Below are 19,547 nucleotides of genomic sequence, written 5' to 3' on the forward strand. Positions count from 1 at the left end.
CTGTACTATCATGTCACTGGTTTACAAAGAGGCTCTTTTGGTATAGTAAAAAGGAACTTCCACGTGGCGCCTGCTATTGTCCAGTATTAAATTTGCAGCGATGGTACCCATAAACTTGAAATCGGTAGAGATGGTAGTGATGCCATTCAGAATGATTTTCTTTAAGGGTGTTTCATTGTAAGAGATCACTCCTACGTCTTTTCCTACTTTGAGCTTCATCCCTATGATCCGCTCTATCAGGATCACCAGGTCATCTTCCATCAGGCTGATAAACACTTCGCCTTCAGCAATAGCCTCGGCAGAGATGTTGCTTACTACCTTGTGAGAAAACGCGTACTGCTGGCAAAAACGGTGAAAACCGCGCAGGATCTCCTTTGGGAAATAGCTTTTATCAGGAAAAATAATCTTCAATGTATGGTATTTGCTGAGATGAGAAAGCGCTTGTTCCAGGGCATCATAGATGTTCTTTTCAAAATTCTCGTAGGCAGCCGCATACTCTCCTTCCACACCTGCTATTCTTTTGTCGAGCAGGATCAGCTTCTCCTTTGGAATGGTATTGATGATTTCCTGTGCATACTCTTCTCCTTCTATGAAATGCGGGATGATCACATAGTGTGAGTAATCCTCCTTTTGATTGGTCAGAAATTTCTTAAACAGTGTAAAATCATTGTTATAGATATAAAAATCAACAGATACTTCATCGCCGAGGGCGGCAATAAAGGCATCATACACGATCTTTTTATGTGAACTAAGCTTATTGAACAATAAAAAGACTTTTAATTTTCTTTTGAACTCTGTATTGGTAATGTAGTATCCCTTGCCCGGAACGGAATTGATGACCCCAATGTTCTTCAGATATTTATATCCTTTTTCTGCAGTATCCCTGGATATTTCCAGTTTATAACTCAGTTCGTTGATGGACGGCAGGAGGTCGTTCTTTTTCAGCTTACCCTGCTCTATGGTCTTGATGATGGCGCTGGAGAGCTGCAGGTATTTAGGCGTTGCCGAATCCCCGTCAATAACAATAAAGTCAAAAAAACTGGTCTTCTTCATTATTTAATTTCAAATTGATATTTACCTGCGCCAATGTTTGTGGTGGCGGTTAGCAATTTTCCATCTTTGTAAGCTTTCTGCGTCCCGGTCAGGTTAAACTGTACAGTAGCGGTGGAATTGGCAGGTACCGTAACATTGTATATCACCGCCGTTCCTGATCTTTTCCAGGATGACAAGATGGTGCCATAAGGGCCATCGTGACTGGCTTCAAAATGAGTAAGACCGCTTACAAAATTAGGTCTTAGCAGGATATTTTTAAAACCGGGATTGGCTTCGTCAATTTTAATTCCACCGAGGCCTTTGAAAAACCAGCCACCTATTTCGCCAAACATCATGTGGTTGTCGGAGATATCTCGTTCTGCCTTCATATCCCAGTTTTCTAACAGGGTTGTGGCTCCGTTCACAATCCACCATCCCCATGATGGGTAGGTATCCTGTGAGGCAAGTTTATAGGCTGTTTCTGCCTGTCCATTGTCACTCAGCGCATTTAACACCGCCTTTGCCCCCAATACACCTACGTCGATGTGCATGCCGTCCTGCGCCACTCTTTTGGCCAGGTTTTCTGCTACCCTGGCTTCCATGCCTTTTGGCACAATACCCCATTGCAACGCCACGCTTAACTCTGTCTGCACGCCACTTCCATAGATCCCGGTAGCCGCGTTAAAGTATTTCTTGTTAATGGCCGACTTGATCTTTTCAGCCAAGGTGGTGTAATAAGCATGGTCTGCCTGCTTGCCAAACAATTTGGCAGCTTTGGCAAGAATGGTAGCGTCTACGTAGTAGTAGACTGATGAGGTATATTCCAGTGAGGAGGTAGACTTAACCGGCACCCAGTCGCCACGACCAAAGGAAGTCAGGCCTTCCGGACTGATCTGCTGGATATAACCCACATATTTTTTAATGCTGTTGTACGAATCAGAAAGCAGCTTGCTATCGCCATAAAACTGATAAATCTCCCATGGAATGATGGCAATGGTACTGGTCCAGTCCGTTCCGTTGGCCGATCCATAACCCCAGCCACCTGTAGGAATAATATCTGGCAATACGCCGTTTGGCTGCTGCTCATCTCTGTGATCTGCCAGCCACTTTTCGTAAATGGTGATCCCGTCAAAATTGTACAGACCTGTTTCTATGGCAAAATGTCCGTCACCTGTCCAGCCATTCTTTTCGCGCTGCGGACAGTCGGTCGGATAACCCATCAGATTGGACAGATAGGAGTTGTTTGTAGCCCACCACAACCTGTCTACCAATGGATTAGACGAACTGATCTTGCCGGTTGGCGCTACATCGCTGTGCATAAAATAGCCGGTAATGCTTTCTTTGGTCAGCGCAACAGGCTTGCTGCTCGTTACTTCTACATACCGGAAGCCCTTGTAGTTGAACTTAGGCATAAATTCTACCTCGCCTTTGCCGTCCAGCGTGATGATGTCTGTCTGAAAGGGATCAGATTTATCTTTAGGACGATGGTATACATCAATATTCGTCAGGTCTACCCTGCCGTCTTTATATACCCGTTCACCATGTTTAAGGCGGAGTACTGTACCGCTTTCTCCGCTTACGCGGATGCGGGTCACACCTGCAATGTTTCTGCCCAGATCAAATACATAGGTGGTATCGTTAAACTTTTTCAGTGACTTTACTGGCATCTCTTCTACATTGCGGATGGGCTGCATGGCCTGGCTAACAATGTTGTTGGATGGTGCCGCGCGCAGTGTAATGCCATGCCACTTTTTATCATCAAAATCGACAGTGTTCCATCCTGGTTGTTCCAGTCTGGCATCGTGATGCTCTGCGGTGTAGATGCTGTTCAGTACTATCGGACTCGAGCTTGTTCTCCAGTCGCCATTGGAAGTAACCAGCGCGGTAGTCCCGTCTTCATAAGTAATCCGCATATCCAGACAAAACGTAGGCCTTGCCCTCCAGGGTGCGTTATGAAAGTCCCATACTCCGATAGACTGATGGTTATACCAGCCATTGCCCAGCAATACGCCCACTGCATTTTTACCGCTTTGCAACTGCGTGGTGATGTCATAAGTGACGTACATGGTACGCCTGTCGAAACGGGTATACATCGGGTCAAGGCGGTGATTCCCTACCTTTTTCCCATTTAGATAAAGTTCATACAATCCGCCAACGGCGATATATGCCCTTGCAGATTTGATTTTCTTTGGCGTGTCAAATACCTTTCTGAAATACGGGGCAGGCAGGGTGTTGATGTCATTTCTGTCGCTGATCCAGGTACCTCTCCAGTTTTCCATCTTCATCATTCCGGTTTCAAAACTGGAAACAGCTGGCGTGACAGGCTTGCCATCTTTGTCCCATACCTCAACCATCCAGTAGTATTTGGTAAAGGGTTCGAGCACCTTGCCATTATAAATAAGTAAGCTGGATGATGACATAATTTTACCAGAATCCCATATCAATCCTTTTTTACCTGCTGCAGCAGCCGAGTCTTTACTAACATAAATACGATAGGCCGTCTGTTTGGCTCCCTGCCTGGCATCATTTAACTGCCAGGATAAGCGCGGATTAGCCGCGTCAATGCCCAGTGGTCTGATCAGGTGCTCACACTCAAGTGCAGATGGCTGTATTGCTGCAAAGCCATATACCTTTTGGGTAAATGGCAGCAGGATAAACATTATTAAAAGCGCATTGAGGGATTTATTTAAAAAATTCATGTTATTATATGTTGTACCGCAACTATCTAATTCTCTTACTTAGCACTGCCTTCCGGCACATTGCATTCAAAGTGATAGCTTCCAGAGCCAATTTCTGATTTATTAGTGAGTTGTTCGCCATCTTTAAAGGCGCCACCCGGTAATATTACCGTTGCAGTAGCATTTGCAGGAATGACAACATCCAACTTAAATACCCCATTCTCTATTTTCCAGGATGAACGTACCGGTCCATATGGTGTACTCAGCTCAGCCGAAACAGAGCTGATCTTGCGACCTGGTTTAGGTGCAATGATTATCTTTTTGTAGCCCGGTGCAGAAGGATCTGAATTGATACCGGCCATGTTGCGGTACATCCAATCGCCGATGGCACCGTAGGCGTAATGGTTGTAAGAGTTCATGTCCGGTGTCTGGAAACTTCCGTTTGGCTTAATTCCATCCCATCGTTCCCATATCGTGGTAGCACCCATTTTGACAGGATATAACCACGAAGGGTAGCTCTCCTGCATCAGTAAATCGTAAGCTACCTCGTTGTGGGCAAAGCGCGTAAGCACATGACAGAGGTATGGTGTGCCTAAAAAGCCGGTTGTAAGGTGATTGCCATAGCTGCGGATGTTCTCTACCAGACGGTCTGCGGCTTGGTTTCTCATGCTTTCCGGCAGCATATCAAACTGCAATGCCAGTACATAGGCCGTTTGGGTAGACGAAATCAGCCTCCCTCCCGGTGTCATATATTCTTTTACATAAGCAGTCTTTATATCAGTAAGCAACTTGCTGTATTTGTCTGCAATATCATTCTTTCCCAGTACTTTCGCTGCGTCAATCATGATCTGTACAGAATTGGCATAAAAACATTGCGCGATCATATATTTATCTGTTACTGCCGCACGGCCGTCATTGTCATCATCTGGTCTGTAAAACAGCCAGTCGCCAAAGTGAAAGCCTGTATTCCAGAGGTTGTTTTTTGATTTTGAGGTCATAAACTCTACCCATGCCGTCATGCTGTCAAACTGTGCTTCAAGAATGCGTTTATCGCCATAAGCCTGGTACATTGACCATGGAATGATGGTGCCAACATCTGCCCATCCTGTTGCACCGGCATCGTTTGGACCAAGCACATCCGGCACCACAAAAGGAATGCTGCCATTCTTATGCTGATCTGCCTTTACATCTTTCATCCATTTGGTAAAAAATCCAGAAACATCCATATTATAGGCTGCTGTATTGGCAAATGCCTGCGCATCTCCTGTCCAGCCCAAACGCTCATCGCGCTGCGGACAGTCGGTAGGTACATCTACAAAATTGCCTTTTTGTCCCCATTGAATATTGTGCTGCAACTGGTTCAGCAATGGGTTGGAAGTAGTAAACTTACCAGTAGCCTTCATATCAGAGTAAACCGCTACAGCAGTCAGGTCTTCCGGTTTTAGTTCACCAGGATAGCCTTCTACCTGCACATATCTGAAACCCTGAAAGGTAAAATGCGGCTCAAATACCTGGTCGGTATCACCTTTCAAAATATAAACATCCTGAGCTTTGGCAGAACGCAGGTTTACGGTATAAAAATTACCTTCCTTAGTCAATACCTCGGCATGACTTAAGGTAATTTTTGTACCTGCGGAGCCTTTGGCTTTCAGCATTACCCAGCCTACCAGATTCTGTCCGAAATCAACTACTGTTTCGCCTTTAGGTGTTTTAAAGATCTTCAATGCTTTGAACTCTTCATGTTTTTTTACCTCTGGTCCGCTCATGCCTACCAGCTGTTCTGTTCCTTTTTCAAGTATCCTTACGGCTTTCCATTCTGCATCTTCTGCATAGCCAACGCTGTTCCAGCCTGCTTTCTCCAGTCTTGCATCATAGATCTCCCCGTCATAGATATCTGAAAACACGATTGGCCCATAAGCAGTTTTCCAGTTTTCATCGGTCTGCAGGGTTTCTTTACTGCCATCAGTATAAACAACCTCAACCTGCATCAGCAGCCCTCTGGTATCACCATAAAAATTACGCTGGTGGCCAAATCCTATCCTGCCTTTGTACCAGCCATTTCCGAGTGTTACCCCTATGGCATTATTACCCGCTGTCAAATATCCGGTTACGTCGTAAACCTGGTATTGCAAATGCTTTTTATAACTCGTCCATCCCGGAGCAAAATAACTATCGCCTACTCGCTTACCATTGATATTTGCTTCATACAATCCCTTGGCGGTGATATAAGCTAGTGCAGATTTTACCTGTTTTTTCAAATTAAATTCTTTTCTGAACAAAGGACTTTTGGCCGAGGTATCGGTGGTTCCGACTGTGATCCATTTGGCGGTCCAGTCTGTCGGTTTTAGTCCCGTTTGCCAGTACTGTACCTGGCTCCAGGCCGAGGTATTCCCATGATTGTCCTTTATTCTCACCTGCCAGTAATAGCGAGTTTTAGACTGCAGTTCGGGGCCATCATAAGCGACCAATACTGACTGTTCACTATTTTTATTACCTTTCCAGAAGATCTTTTTACCTGATGAAAGCGCAGCCTGGTCAGTACCTACCCTGATCTCGTAGGAAGTCTGAACGGTATTTTTTATGGCTGTGCTGATCTTCCAGCTCATCCGTGGTGCGCTGGCATCTACAGACATTGGATTGTCCTGATGCTCGACCTGAAGGCCTGTTAATTTTATTTTCTGTGCTGCTGCATTTTGTGTAAATGCGATAAAATTCACTATCAGCAATGCTGCAAGGACTGATACTTGCAGTAGCCGTTGGGTGCTGTGTGGTAATATACGGTTCATAATGGTTAATTGGTACGCTACTAGTATCCGCAATTATTTCCGGATTGGCATCATGCACTGTCCTGCTCTGTCTCTGGCCCGGCATTACCGCAAATGAACCTAATCCAACAAAACACCAGATAATCACGAAGATAGATGTTAATTTAACAATTTAACCAAAACCATTTAGGCACTCGCTGGTTATACAATTGTTTTACCTATTAAATATAACTATGGCATCAGCTATGAAAAGCATATTTGTTATCGAGGATAATGAAGACATTGGTTTCATCCTGGACTATTTTCTTAGAGAAGAAGGGTTCAAGGTGCGGCTATTCGCAAGAGCAGAAGATTTTACAAAGGCATTTAAACACGAAGTACCGGATATTTTTCTGGTAGATGTAATGCTACCCGATGGTGACGGAATTGACCTTTGCAATTTAATAAAGCATGATTCAAGGTCAGCTGAAGTACCGGTACTGATCATGTCTGCACACTCCGATGAGGCGGCCGTAAAAAGATGTAAAGCGGAGGAATTCATCCCTAAACCTTTTGACCTTATTGAGCTGGGAAATACGATCAATACCTATTTGGCTGCTAGTTAGGGCTTACACACCTGAATCCGGTATTTTCCAATCCCGTATCCCTGGATGATTTCATCCTGGCTGTTACCTTATAGCCCTGGCAATAGCTGTCATTGCACATGAAAGAGCCGCCCCGAATTACTTTCTCTGAAGGTGCTGAACCCTGAAGTCCTGTTGTATACCAGTCCCTGCACCATTCCCAAACGTTGCCAGCCATATCGTATAGTCCATAGCCATTGGGCTTAAATTGCTTTACTGCTGCAAGTCCGTAAAATCCGTCCCAATTGGTATTGCGGAGCGGAAAATTACCCTGCCAGGTATTGGCCTTGGGCTTGCCACTTTCAATAGGTTCATCACCCCATGGAAAGGGTTTATCGGCCAAACCTCCCCTGCTGGCAAATTCCCATTCTGCTTCTGTAGGCAAGCGCTTACCTGCCCATTTGGCGTAAGCCGTGCAATCATCCCAGGATACCTGTACTACCGGATAGTCATCTTTCTTATCTATATCGCTCTTTGGTCCCTGGGGATGTTTCCAGCTTGCGCCTTTTGTCCACCTCCACCATTGTCCGGGATCACTGAGGCCATTTACCTGTCGCGGCGAATGAAATACCAGCGAGGCTGCTACAAGCAGGCTATCATGCGGTTTGGGTGTTCCGGGTGGCATTTGTTCCTTCAATTCTTCCCAATCCGGCGCCTTCTCTGCCGTTGTGATATAGCCTGTGGCTTGTACAAATTTCCTGAACTGTGCATTCGTAACTTCATGAACATCTATCCAAAATTCGGAAGTAGATTTACCTTTAGGGATTTGAACCATGCCTTCGTGACTGGCCTTTCCTCTTGCTATGCGCAGACTGTCCAGACCCACTCCATACCTTTTTGGGAGCCCATCCGAACAGGAGGCGAATGAATCGGCGGCAGTTTGATTCAGGGTACTGCTATCTTTCTCAGTTGAATTGCAGGCTATCATAAAAGGCACAGCAAAAAATAGTATCCTTATGCTCCGCATTATCTGGCTTTTTGCTTTGGTAAAACATGATTTTGAAGCGCCCATTCCTGCCACTTCTTATGGAGTTCTTTTACTTTCCCGGGGTATTGTGCCGCCAGGTCATTCAACTCGCTTTCATCATCCTTTACGCGGTATAGGTGCCAGCTGGTATCTGAAGATAAAGAAACCATCTTCCATTCTTTAGACCTGACAGACCGTGCATTGTAATGCTCATTGAACAAGTACTCGTGACCGATGCTTTTTTTACCTTTAAATGCTGGCGCAAAGCTCAGTCCCTGCATGGGCTTTATTTGATTTCCTTTATATACTTCCGGATATTTGGCCCCTGCAAGGTCAGCAAAAGTAGCCATGAAATCCATCACATGGCCGGTATGATCTGTCATAGATCCTTTTTTAGCAGTAATGCCTTTAGGCCAGAAGGCGATCATCGGCGTCCGTACCCCACCTTCATACGATTGTTCCTTGGCGAAGCGATACGGGGTATTGGCTACATTGGCCCAGCGCTGGCCTATAGAAGCAAAGGTTGTTTGCGGGCCTGGAAATACTTTCTTATTTACCGGATAGACAATCTCTCTGCCATCCCTGGTTTCACCCGGTCGGTCAAATCCCTTTCCGTAGCGGGAGCAGTCTTCGGGACTGGCGCCGTTATCACTCAGGAATACAATCAGCGTATTATCTAATTGCCCTGTCTCTTTCAATGCAGCAATCATCCGGCCTATGCCCTGGTCCATACGGTCTATCATGGCCGCATGAACTGCCATAGCCCTGGCTCCCCATTCTTTATCCGGATTGTCCTCCCATTGCAGGTCGTCATTTATCCTTGGGGAGATTTTGGTAGTAACCGAATCTATCAGACCGGATTTTAGCATACGATCGTACCTCGCCTTGCGGATAACATCCCATCCAGCTTTATAAGTGTCTTTATACTTTTCTATATCTTCCGGCAAAGCCTGCAAAGGCCAGTGCGGGGCATTTTGTGCTACATACAAGAAGAACGGTTTGTCGCCTTTACTGAATTCTTTAATATATGCGGTGGCAGAATCGCTGATCGCATCGGTATGGTAATAATCTTTAGGTACGGTGTTAATCGGTGTAGTTCCGCTCACCAGACTAAAGGGATCAAAAAAATCTACTACGCCCCACAGCGTTCCAAAGAATTTCTCAAAGCCTCTGTTGGTCGGATATTGTTCTATCGGAGAAAATAATGGATGTTTGGTTTTGTGGTTCAGCCAGTCCAGCTGGGCTTGTGGGGTGGCTTGTTCAACAGTATTTGACACATGCCATTTGCCTGACATGGCGGTCCTGTATCCGGCGTCTTTAAGCACCTCAGCCAGTGTGACCGCATCTTTGCCCAGCGCTCCTCTATAACCTTCCATATTTCGGTCGGCCGTCATTTCACCTATGCCGGCATTGTGGTTGTATAGCCCGGTTAGCAATGCGGCCCTCGATGGGCAACAACGGGAAGTATTATAAAACTTTTTGAACCTAAGCCCATTTGCAGCCAGATAATCAAGATTAGGGGTGTTGATTTCCCCACCATAGCAACCCAGGTCTGAATAACCAAGGTCATCGGCCATGATGAGTACAATGTTTGGCCGCAAATCTTTTTTAGGTGCAGGTTTGTTAGTATAGGTAACAGTGAAGGCCATTATGATCATCGGTACCAGAACACATAAAAACCTGAGGGTATTTTTTAATAGCATAAGGTTTGGCGCTTTGTAACACACGCTAAAACCAAAGTTAACAGATTCGCGCCTCTTTATATCATTCTTAAATATTTTTAGGGTTAAACGCACCTTGTGCCCGGTCATTCTTATAGTTCATGGCATCATTTTCCTGCGCCTCAGGCGGTGTTTCTTCTGATTGTTCTGCGTCTTTGCCTCCCCGCATTTCTTTGATACTAATATTGGCGTCAATGTTATGCGTCCTTTTGTCTTCGCGTCCAGCCAGGCCTTCATCCTGATGACCTTTAAAACCCGGATCTACATCGGGGTTTTCAAACTGTTCTTCATTCTCGTTGATCATATTTCTCTTTTTAAAAACCGTTAAGTAAGTTTTTATTGCCTCTCCCGTCTTACAACAATTACACTAAAAGAAAGTTTGGGCAAAGACTTGACCGCGGCAGATATCTTGCCAAAGAACGTTTTATAGCGAAGAAATAAACTAAACTTAGGTATGTTTGTTGTTAATCGAAACAATTAATCAAATACCTCAGTATGTCCGCAAAGAAATTTAACTTCGTTGCCTTTATTATCAATCTGGCCATCCCACTGGGTATTGGCGCTATAGGAGCTTACTTTACTGCCTCATCGGTAGACACCTGGTACAGAACGATAAACAAGCCGTCCTTTAATCCGCCTGACGGGGTATTTGGCCCGGTATGGACCTCACTGTATATCCTGATGGGGATATCTGCTTACTTGATCTGGCAGAAAAGGGATCAGATCGCACATTTTCCGCGTACAGCTGCGATATATTTTATCCAGCTGGTACTGAATCTATTATGGTCCTTCCTGTTTTTTTACGCGCATGAACTTGGCATAGCTTTAATTGAGATCATCGCACTATTGGTAGCGATCATCATCAATGCCCGTGTATTTTATAAAATAGATAAAACTGCCGGACTGCTTTTTATTCCTTATATCTTATGGGTTAGCTTTGCCAGCGTGCTTACCTATAACATATTTGCGCTGAACTGATAAAGTGAGGCTGAAAAACCTTAAATTTAAGGTATCATGTTACATAAAACCCTGCTTATTATTATCCTCACTTTTTATGCATTTGCGAGCATTGCACAAAAAGTGGGGATCGTATTGAGCGGCGGCGGAGCCAAGGGAATTGCACATATTGGCATCCTTAAAGCGCTTGAAGAAAACGATATCCCTGTTGACTACATCACCGGCACCTCTATGGGCGGCATAGTAGGCGCCATGTACGCAGCGGGATATTCACCTGAGCAAATTGAAAAAATTGCCCTGAGCAGGGACTTCCAGGACTGGGTGGGTGGCAGGTATCAGAGCGACTACAGTTTCTTTTTCCAGAAAAAGAGCATCAGCCCTTCCATACTGACGGCCAAACTCTCTGTAGACACAAATTTAAGGATGAACTTCAGGTCGAACCTGGTAAATGACATCCCTTTAAACTTTGCCCTGCTGGAACTTTTCTCGCAGGCATCTGCCATTGCAAAAGACAATTTTGACAACCTCTTTGTACCCTACAGGTGTATGGTTTCTGATGTATTATCCCAGACCAGCATCACCGTAAGCAAGGGTAGCCTTGCCGAAGCCGTAAGGGGTACGATGACTGTTCCGCTGATCTACAGGCCCATCAAACTCGACGACAAATACGTTTTTGACGGCGGACTGTACAATAATTTTCCGGCCGATGTAATGAAGAAGAGTTTTAAGCCGGACATGATCATCGGCTCTAATGTGTCTGCAAAAACGTATAATGAATACCCGAAGAATACAGATGAACGTCTGATGAGCCGGCTGATGGTATTTATGTTCCTGTCCAAATCAGATTCAACCCTGATAGGTGAAAATGGAGTATACATCCAGCCAAATCTTGCCGATTATTCAGTGACCAATTTTAATCCGGTAGCAGCCCTGATCAAACAGGGTTATGACGCCACCATCGCTGAGATGGACCTGATCAAAAAAAGAGTAAGCAGACGCGTGAGTAAGACAGAGATAATGCACAAAAGAAATAACTTCAACAATAAAAAACCCAACCTGGCATTTAGCGGCATTACGATATCCGGGGTCAACGAGCAGCAGAAAAGATACATCGAACGCCTTTTTAAAAGGGACGGTGCTACCTTCAACCTGGAAGACATCAAGCGCGGTTATTACAAGCTCGTGGCAGATGAAACATTTGAAACAATTTACCCTAAAATATCTTACAACCCGGTCACCGACACCTACAATTTTGAAATCATAGCAAGACCGGAAAAGAGTTTTAAGGTAGACTTTGGCGGCAACATCTCTACCAGGCCCATCAGCAATGTGTTTTTGGGCTTACAATACAACTACCTGAACCGCAAGTCGTACACCTTTGGCGCCAATGTATATTCAGGCCGTTTTTATGAATCGCTACAGCTAAGCGGGCGCATAGATTATCCATCAGGACTGCCACTCTTCCTGGCTATGGAAATGACCTACAATCACTTTGATTATTACAACACCAGTTCTATCTTTATCGAAAACCCACACCCCACCTATATTGAGCAGGCAGACAGAAAGATTGATCTTAAAATTGGATTTCCGCTAAACAGAAATACCAAAATAACACTCAATACGGCATTCATCAACAATAGTGACAAGTATAGTCCCGACAATACCTTCTCTGTGGGCGATGAACTGGACAAGACCATCTTCAATGCTTCCAGGTCTACCCTGGCATTTGAACAGTATACCTTCAATCGAAAGCAGTACCCATCCAAAGGCCGTAATTTTTTATGGAGCTTAAATTATTTTGCAGGAAGGGAGAGCTATACTCCCGGCAATATCTACAATGATTCCTTTACTAATATCCCAATGCTGGCAGGTAAAAAGATCGTTGACCAGCAGTATAGACATTGGCTTAACCTAAAAATAAGTGACGAGAATTATTTCCCGATCACACCCAGATATACCATCGGCTACCTGGCAGAAACCGTACTGTCCAACCAGCCATTGTGGAGCAATTATTACTCAACATTGTTGACCGCACCGTCCTTTTACCCCCTTCAGGACAGCCGTTCCTTATTTCTGGAGAACTTCAGGGCTACCAGTTACCTTGCAGGCGGGATAAAAAACGTTTATAAACTCAGAAGAAACCTTGACCTAAGGTTGGAGGGCTATGCATTTCTGCCTCATCGCAAATTTGAAAAGATCGGGCTGCAGGGGGTAGATTACATGAATACCTTCACAAAATGGCAATACGCTGCTACAGCAGGCATGGTATACCATACGCCTGTGGGTCCTATCAGCTTCAGTTATAATTTATATGATGATCCCGTAAAAAGAAACGGGGTTTTATTACATTTGGGATATTTGATTTACAATAAACGATCTATAGAATGAAAAGGATATACCCGCTGATACTGCTCATGGTAATTTACAGTGCCAGTTTTGCCCAAAATGTAGCAATCAATAATTTTATTGTAAAAGAGAGCCTGCTCAAAAACAGCAAGCTAGCCATCATTGCTGCAGATTCTTTGGATAACCCGGTGGAGACGATAAACGGGATCTATACCTTTACAGTAAGCGGGTTTACACAGGAACTAAAGTTCAACGACGGTATAGCCATACTGCCACTGCAGCTTGAAAGATCATCTTTTGTATACATTAAGCACCAAAATGATGCCGGTACGCACAGCAAACTCCTGTATGTTTATAAAAAGGATGGCAATCTTAATCCCTATGCCATTAGCAGCTTCTGGTTGGTACTCTTTCCGGCCATCATTATATTCCTGGCCTTCGCGTTTAGGAAGTTCATCATTGCAGCGGTAATAATACTACTTATCTTTATCTATTTCAACCATAGCAACGGACTGAGCATCGGCACCTTCTTCGAAACGATATTTGACGGGTTAAAGTCGGTGTTTTAGAAAGGCATCCCAATACCAAAATTGTACTGGAGAAAACGGTATCTTTCTGGGCTGTGGGAGATAAAGTATTGATCTTTAAAGTCTTTTGCACCATTTAGGAACTTGCCGATCACCCATTGTTCACCCACCGGAAACTGAGGGTCTTTAAGCTTTAATCCCACATCAAACCTGAATACAAAATACTGAACGTCATACCTGAAGCCCGCTCCGGTACCGATGCCTATCTGGTTGCCCAGTTTGCTGAAATCGAAATAAGTCGATTTAACCCTGTTGGCCGTCACGTTCCAGACGTTTCCCGCGTCCAGAAAGAACGCACCTTTAAGCTTTGCACCAAAGAAATTATTAAGCAGCTTATACCGGTATTCAAGATTGGCCTCTATATGCATTTCTCCCAGCTGATCCAGGCCATACAGCGCTTTCCTAAGATCCTCAACAGGAAGCTCGTCCCCTCTGTTATAGTTGGCCGGGCCGAGTGTCCTTGCCTGCCATGCCCGCACACCACTCGATCCTCCTGCAAAAAATAGTTTCTCAAAAGGCATTGAGGTAGAGTTTCCATACGCGTATCCTACACCGGCGTTGATCCTCGCTACCAATTGCCGGTCACCACCAAGGCTCTTATACCAGCGTACATCGGCCTCCGGACGCATATATTGATTGAATGGCAGGCCAAGTACTTTTCCATAATCTGCACTGTCAGGATTGTGCTTATTGCCCGATAGCTTGGTAAATAACTGCAGCATATTGCCTGCCATGTCCATACCTCCCCTGAAATATACAAAATCACCGGTGGACAGGAGTTTTTCGGCATTTAGTGAGAAGGTATATTTAATACCAAAAGTCAGGTCTCTTCTGTCCAGCAACGACAAGTTGTAGAAATTCTGCAATATATCAGAAGAATTGTTCGGATCATTTACATCAAATAGCAAACCTCCAAATCGGTATTCAAAATTTAAGGGAGTAAGGGAATGGAATTTAGATTTCGACTCCGTAAACTCATAGGTAACGGAGCTAAGAAACACATGCCTTTCAAAGACTGCCCGCTGCAGGGAATACACATAGCTTGTAGAGAAAATAGTATGCGGCATTCCACCGCGTCTTCCAGGCCTTGCGCTAATGAATGGCACCATTAGCCTGGGTACAGATAAATTGGCGCTTAAAGATAAATCACGCTGGTAAATATCACTAAATAGACTACTCCCATTACCAATTCTAGACTGTAAACCACCTTTTACCTGAAAATCGAATCTTTCAGCACCCCTCAGCAGGTTGTTGTTTGTATAAGTATTACTCAAAGTAAAACCAACAGTACCTGCATTAAATGGCACCTCACCTTCCACCCGGTTGCTCATGATCTTTTGCGGGATCAGATAAATAACCGGAAGCACTTTATTGGAACTGTCTTTAGCCTTATCATAATCGATCTTTACGTTTTTAAACACATTCAGCTCATACATCCGGTCGTAGGTCAGGTTTTCATTCCTGATGTCGTATGTTGTAGAATCCCTCAAAAAGTTATACCGTACAATTGGGCCTCTTTTGAATTTCCGGGACAGATCAGTGTACCTCGTTCCTCTTAGTGCTTTATCATTCCGCAAAATTGAATCTGGAAAACCATCAGCATCGGGTGCGATGATTACGTTTGCTTCACCAATGGAATACTTAACATGACTGGGTTTATCCTGCGGATTATCAATGACCAGGGTTACATTTGCCTTGCTGGCATTAAGTCCGGAGTCCACACTAAATTTAACATAGGGACGGGCAAAATCATAATACCCATTTTGCTTCATCACAAAATAAATATGATTGCGCTCATATGCCAGCGAATCATCATCGTACCTCATTCCCTCTTTAAGGTGACTAAACAGTGCTTTGTTTTCAAAGTAATATCTTTTGATCAGCGAATCCGGAATATCATAAGAGATCTTACTGATTGAAAAAGAAGGGCCTTGATCTGCTTTAAACAATACTTTTGCACGTTTATTCTTGATTTCGATACTGGATTTTACTTTAGCTTTGAAATAGCCTTTACTAGCCAGAAATTTCTCTATCTGCGTACGGGATATCTCTACCAAAGTACTGTCTAGTATGGGAGGCGGGGTACCAAGCGGCTTAATATTGCTGGTTTTATACTTTCCATTTTTGGTATTAAAAATGTTATATATCAACACATTGATACCTATGGTAGATGTTGGCCGGATATCTTTTTGTATATAGTTGAGCGCTTCTTCCTCAAAGGCTTTATCTACGCTGTCTATTCTGACCCTTTTAACGATTGCCTGCTCATCACTTATGTATTTTGTTGACGAGCACGCTGTAACAAAAAGAATAATAAATGGTAATATTGCAGGAAACCGGACATTGCTTTTATAATTACAGTATGCTTTCAAAATCTCAGATAGGGTTTATAAAATCGTTACATCAAAAAAAGTACCGTAAAGAAAACGCGATATTTATCATCGAAGGTATAAAATCCATTGTAGAATTTATTCATTCTTCTTACCAGATCCATAGTGTCTATTTCCTGTCACAATATCAGTCTTTATTACCAAATTTGCCTGCAAATATAAAGTTATTTGAAGTAAACAACGCTGAATTGGAGAAGATTAGTACGTTGCAAACCCCACAAGGTATTATCGCACTGGTTCATATCCCAAAAGATTTGGTTTTAGACCCCAATACGCTGAAAAACTCATTTTCCATTGTACTTGATGGAGTGCAGGACCCGGGTAATCTGGGCACAATCATCAGAACGGCCGACTGGTTTGGCTTTAAGCAGGTGATCTGTTCGGGCAATACAGTAGAGGTTTACAATCCAAAAACTGTACAGGCTACTATGGGTTCACTGAGCCGGGTAAAAGTATACTATACCGATCTTCCCCCCTTTCTGGAGCATTGTGACCTGCCCATATTTGGCGCGGTACTGGATGGAACCAGCCTGTATACAACAGATTGGGGCAAGGAAGGACTGATCATAATGGGCAATGAAGGGCAGGGAATTACTCCGCAGGTTATGAACTTAATTACCCATCCTGTAACGATCCCAAGGGTAGGCGCTGCCGAATCCTTAAACGTTGCAGTTTCTGCAGCTATATTATGTGCCGATATTAGCAGAAATTTACAGAAATAAATTGGATAGTAACTTATAATTACTATTTTTGCAGCCTGAATTTTAACAGGGTCGAGTGGCCGAGTGGCTAGGCAGAGGTCTGCAAAACCTCCTACAGCGGTTCGAATCCGCTCTCGACCTCCAGATTTTATAATAAATAAAAAATATTGACATGGCAGTTACCAGATTAAAAAGAAAAGACAGAAGAAATAAAACTTTCGCAAAATTAGATGTGAAAAACTTGAAATTAGCTACTAACATTGAGTTAGGCAGTCGCTCAAGACAATCTACTACAGATCAGTTGGCTAAAAACAACGCGGTTTTATTGCAACTTACTACAAAAGCATAAGCTTTATTTCTGCTTAAAAGTATAAGGCACCTCTGTCATGCAGAGGTGCTTTTTTATGTTTAAGATATGCCACGTCTATTTTATCCTATCTTTTCGATAAATACGCTATTTGATCTCCTCAGACGAAATATAAGTCTAATCAACTTTGCCAACAACAATGGCATCATCCGTGGAACGGTCAACGTTCTGCAGTAATATTTCATGGTTACACTTACTTATTTTCCGAGAAAATTTGACAATTAAATTTTTGTATCTTTATCTGTCTTCCGGTAGAGTACACCTAATCATTGTCGTCCGATGCTCCATATTCATCCCAAAATATATCTGATAGCCGGAACAGCTTTACTGTTACTTATCTGCATACTTTACCTGAGGGTCAGGCTGAGAAAGTCCAGGCGCAAGTATCAAACACTTCTGGAAAATGCTGGTGATGCAGTGGTGATAATCAACGATAGTGGCAAACTGGTCCATGCCTCGGCATCAATCTTCAAAGTCTTGGGTTATACTGTCAAAGAAGCAAATGGCCTGGATGTAATGGCCTTAGCTCATCCGGATGACATAGCGGGATTGCATGTAGTAATGGCCGAAGTGATGGCAAATCCAGGTGTCCCCGTCAGGGGGCATACCGGCAGAATGATGCATGGGGACGGTACCTGGCACTGGTACGAAGCTGTGGTTACCAATATGCTGCATGATCCAGATATTCGTGGCATTGTTGATAATTTCCGGGATGTATCAGAAAATGTACATGCAATAGAGAAGATGAACAATGCCAACAGACTGTATGCATTTATCAGCCAGATCAATCAGGCCATTGTTCATGCTGAAAACCAAAACAGTGTACTTAAGGAAACCTGCCGGATAGCTATTGAATGTGGAAAATTTCAGATGGCCTGGATTGGTTTTTTTAATGAAGAAGGAACTGAAATAGATCTTTCTGAAAGCACAGGAATTGACATACAATATCTGCAAAATTTTAAGAATGCTAAATTCAGCAAAACCGGGCCAATGTACCAAGTTCTTATAAACGGAGAACCATTTATATGTAATAACATATCTGAATTGATGCTGCCCGAATGGAAACGCTTTGCGGATGTCAACGGTATAAAGTCGTTTATGATCCTTCCGATTAAAAAAAACGGGAAAACCATTGGCTCCCTAAACCTTTATGCGTCTAAATATGACTTTTTCGACGAACAGGAGTGCCGTCTTCTGGAAGAAGTGGTGGCCGATATCTCTTTTGCCATGAATGTTTTTGAACGCGAGCGGTCAAGAGAACGCACCGAAAAGAAAAACCGGGATTCGGAAATCAGGCTAAAGCAGGCCCAGTCGATCGCTCATGTAGGAAGCTTTGAGATCGACTTTGCTACCAACATCTCTACCTGGTCAGAAGAACTGTGCAGGATATACGGCTTCGCAATTGATGACAACAAGCACCATTATGACAAATGGATGGAGATGATCCACCCTGCCGATCTGCGGCATGTGATGGCTATCGTAGGCGAAGCTAAAAGCTCTTTAAGCAGTTCGGCAATCTATCACAGGATCATCCGCAGTGATGATGGCTCTGTACGGTACATATTTTCACAAGGTGAATACGAATTTGATGAACGGGGAAAGGTAATAGGACTTCACGGGGTAGCCCATGACATTACCGATCAAAAACATGCTGAACTGGAACGGATAAAAATGATTACTGATCTGACACAGCGCAATAAGGACCTGGAACAGTTTTCCTATGTTGTTTCCCACAATGTAAGGGCTCCCTTAGCCAATATCATTTCACTCATCGGATTGCTGGAACATTCCACTTTAGGTCCGGACGGAAAAGAAGTTTTTGATGCGCTTAACGAATCAACCGATAAATTGGACTACGTCATTAAAGACCTGAATTTAATCCTGAACATGAACCGTAAGATCGATGAGAAGAAAGAACTTGTGACTTTTGAGGAACTCATGACGGATATCAAGATTGGTATCGCCAATTTGATTACTGCCGGGAAAGCCGAACTGACCAGCAATTTTTCGGAAATTGGGCGTATACATACTTTCAAAAGTTATCTACACAGTATATTCTATAACCTGATCTTAAACAGCATTAAATACCGCAAGCCGGATACCCCAGCAATGATCCATGTGTCAAGTAAAATTGAAAAAGGCAAACTGATCCTTGAATTTAGTGACAATGGGATAGGCATTGATCTGGAAAGGCATCAGAGTCAGCTATTTGGATTGTACAAACGCTTTCATCCGCATATAGAGGGTAAAGGTATGGGCTTGTATATGGTCAAGATGCAGGTTGAGCAACTGCATGGTAAGATAACAGTGGAGAGTGAAGTGGACAAGGGAACCACATTCAAAATAGCATTTATGCTATAAAACCTTACTTAATGCTTCTTGCTATCATATAATTGATACATTTGCCCAATTA

The 19,547-nt window shown here is 43.6% G+C and carries 14 protein-coding genes and 1 tRNA gene; 8 read left to right on the top strand and 7 right to left on the bottom strand.

Annotation, left to right across the window (positions count from 1 at the left end):
* Positions 1-21: 21 nt before the first annotated feature.
* From EZ437_RS17420 to EZ437_RS17430, 3 genes are read right to left on the bottom strand one after another with little or no spacing between them, the layout of a single operon-like run.
* Positions 22-1,053: a GntR family transcriptional regulator gene (locus EZ437_RS17420; RefSeq protein ID WP_131597353.1), complete on the bottom strand. Its 1,032-nt coding sequence runs from the start codon at positions 1,051-1,053 to the stop codon at positions 22-24.
* Positions 1,053-3,731 (bottom strand): alpha-L-rhamnosidase, encoded by a 2,679-nt coding sequence (locus EZ437_RS17425; protein ID WP_205942743.1) that lies wholly within the window; start codon positions 3,729-3,731, stop codon positions 1,053-1,055. The genes EZ437_RS17420 and EZ437_RS17425 overlap by 1 nt, the downstream gene beginning before the upstream one ends.
* Before the next feature lie 35 nt (positions 3,732-3,766).
* Entirely contained in the window at positions 3,767-6,496 is a 2,730-nt protein-coding gene (locus EZ437_RS17430) for a glycoside hydrolase family 78 protein (RefSeq protein WP_131597354.1), read from the bottom strand.
* A 224-nt stretch (positions 6,497-6,720) separates the two neighbouring features.
* Between EZ437_RS17430 and EZ437_RS17435 the strand changes: the two genes are divergently transcribed.
* Positions 6,721-7,080: a response regulator transcription factor gene (locus EZ437_RS17435; protein ID WP_165500464.1), complete on the top strand. Its 360-nt coding sequence runs from the start codon at positions 6,721-6,723 to the stop codon at positions 7,078-7,080.
* On the opposite strand, the gene EZ437_RS17440 is transcribed toward EZ437_RS17435, so the two are convergent.
* From EZ437_RS17440 to EZ437_RS17450, 3 genes are all read right to left on the bottom strand, one after another.
* A complete protein-coding gene (locus tag EZ437_RS17440) occupies positions 7,073-8,065 on the bottom strand; it encodes a formylglycine-generating enzyme family protein (protein WP_131597356.1) in 993 nt (330 codons plus the stop codon). The two genes, EZ437_RS17435 and EZ437_RS17440, sit on opposite strands and share 8 nt — an antisense overlap.
* On the bottom strand, positions 8,065-9,768 hold the full coding sequence (locus EZ437_RS17445) for an arylsulfatase (protein ID WP_225869610.1): 1,704 nt from the start codon (positions 9,766-9,768) through the stop codon (positions 8,065-8,067). The genes EZ437_RS17440 and EZ437_RS17445 overlap by 1 nt, the downstream gene beginning before the upstream one ends.
* A 67-nt stretch (positions 9,769-9,835) precedes the next feature.
* On the bottom strand, positions 9,836-10,090 hold the full coding sequence (locus EZ437_RS17450; RefSeq protein ID WP_131597357.1) for a hypothetical protein: 255 nt from the start codon (positions 10,088-10,090) through the stop codon (positions 9,836-9,838).
* A gap of 191 nt (positions 10,091-10,281) precedes the next feature.
* Between EZ437_RS17450 and EZ437_RS17455 the strand changes: the two genes are divergently transcribed.
* Genes EZ437_RS17455 through EZ437_RS17465 form a run of 3 tightly spaced genes read left to right on the top strand, consistent with a single transcriptional unit; the run spans position 10,282 to position 13,658 of the window.
* Positions 10,282-10,764, top strand: coding sequence for a TspO/MBR family protein (locus tag EZ437_RS17455; RefSeq protein ID WP_131597358.1), 483 nt, complete (start codon positions 10,282-10,284; stop codon positions 10,762-10,764).
* Positions 10,765-10,800: 36 nt separating this feature from the next.
* Positions 10,801-13,131 (top strand): patatin-like phospholipase family protein, encoded by a 2,331-nt coding sequence (locus EZ437_RS17460; protein WP_131597359.1) that lies wholly within the window; start codon positions 10,801-10,803, stop codon positions 13,129-13,131.
* On the top strand, positions 13,128-13,658 hold the full coding sequence (locus EZ437_RS17465) for a hypothetical protein (protein WP_131597360.1): 531 nt from the start codon (positions 13,128-13,130) through the stop codon (positions 13,656-13,658). The genes EZ437_RS17460 and EZ437_RS17465 overlap by 4 nt, the downstream gene beginning before the upstream one ends.
* On the opposite strand, the gene tamL is transcribed toward EZ437_RS17465, so the two are convergent.
* Entirely contained in the window at positions 13,655-16,048 is a 2,394-nt protein-coding gene (tamL, locus tag EZ437_RS17470; RefSeq protein ID WP_131597361.1) for a translocation and assembly module lipoprotein TamL, read from the bottom strand. The genes EZ437_RS17465 and tamL overlap by 4 nt on opposite strands.
* On the opposite strand from tamL, the gene EZ437_RS17475 reads away from it, so the two are divergent.
* From EZ437_RS17475 to EZ437_RS17490, 4 genes are all read left to right on the top strand, one after another.
* A complete protein-coding gene (locus EZ437_RS17475; RefSeq protein WP_131597362.1) occupies positions 16,039-16,788 on the top strand; it encodes a TrmH family RNA methyltransferase in 750 nt (249 codons plus the stop codon). The two genes, tamL and EZ437_RS17475, sit on opposite strands and share 10 nt — an antisense overlap.
* A gap of 49 nt (positions 16,789-16,837) precedes the next feature.
* Positions 16,838-16,911, top strand: a tRNA-Cys gene (locus EZ437_RS17480).
* Between the two features lie 28 nt (positions 16,912-16,939).
* On the top strand, positions 16,940-17,116 hold the full coding sequence (locus EZ437_RS17485; protein WP_131597363.1) for a spore protein: 177 nt from the start codon (positions 16,940-16,942) through the stop codon (positions 17,114-17,116).
* A 297-nt stretch (positions 17,117-17,413) separates the two neighbouring features.
* A complete protein-coding gene (locus EZ437_RS17490; RefSeq protein ID WP_131597364.1) occupies positions 17,414-19,495 on the top strand; it encodes a GAF domain-containing sensor histidine kinase in 2,082 nt (693 codons plus the stop codon).
* The last annotated feature ends 52 nt before the right edge of the window (positions 19,496-19,547 follow it).

It is taken from the genome of Pedobacter psychroterrae (genome assembly GCF_004331695.1).
Taxonomy (GTDB): domain Bacteria; phylum Bacteroidota; class Bacteroidia; order Sphingobacteriales; family Sphingobacteriaceae; genus Pedobacter; species Pedobacter psychroterrae.

Excerpts from the sequence above, each read along its gene's own strand:
- EZ437_RS17420 (WP_131597353.1), bottom strand. The coding sequence starts at position 1,053 with ATGAAGAAGACCAGTTTTTTTGACTTTATTGTTATTGACGGGGATTCG.
- EZ437_RS17425 (WP_205942743.1), bottom strand. The coding sequence starts at position 3,731 with ATGAATTTTTTAAATAAATCCCTCAATGCGCTTTTAATAATGTTTATC.
- EZ437_RS17430 (WP_131597354.1), bottom strand. The coding sequence starts at position 6,496 with ATGAACCGTATATTACCACACAGCACCCAACGGCTACTGCAAGTATCA.
- EZ437_RS17435 (WP_165500464.1), top strand. The coding sequence starts at position 6,721 with ATGAAAAGCATATTTGTTATCGAGGATAATGAAGACATTGGTTTCATC.
- EZ437_RS17440 (WP_131597356.1), bottom strand. The coding sequence starts at position 8,065 with ATGCGGAGCATAAGGATACTATTTTTTGCTGTGCCTTTTATGATAGCC.
- EZ437_RS17445 (WP_225869610.1), bottom strand. The coding sequence starts at position 9,768 with ATGCTATTAAAAAATACCCTCAGGTTTTTATGTGTTCTGGTACCGATG.
- EZ437_RS17450 (WP_131597357.1), bottom strand. The coding sequence starts at position 10,090 with ATGATCAACGAGAATGAAGAACAGTTTGAAAACCCCGATGTAGATCCG.
- EZ437_RS17455 (WP_131597358.1), top strand. The coding sequence starts at position 10,282 with ATGTCCGCAAAGAAATTTAACTTCGTTGCCTTTATTATCAATCTGGCC.
- EZ437_RS17460 (WP_131597359.1), top strand. The coding sequence starts at position 10,801 with ATGTTACATAAAACCCTGCTTATTATTATCCTCACTTTTTATGCATTT.
- EZ437_RS17465 (WP_131597360.1), top strand. The coding sequence starts at position 13,128 with ATGAAAAGGATATACCCGCTGATACTGCTCATGGTAATTTACAGTGCC.
- EZ437_RS17475 (WP_131597362.1), top strand. The coding sequence starts at position 16,039 with ATGCTTTCAAAATCTCAGATAGGGTTTATAAAATCGTTACATCAAAAA.
- EZ437_RS17485 (WP_131597363.1), top strand. The coding sequence starts at position 16,940 with ATGGCAGTTACCAGATTAAAAAGAAAAGACAGAAGAAATAAAACTTTC.
- EZ437_RS17490 (WP_131597364.1), top strand. The coding sequence starts at position 17,414 with ATGCTCCATATTCATCCCAAAATATATCTGATAGCCGGAACAGCTTTA.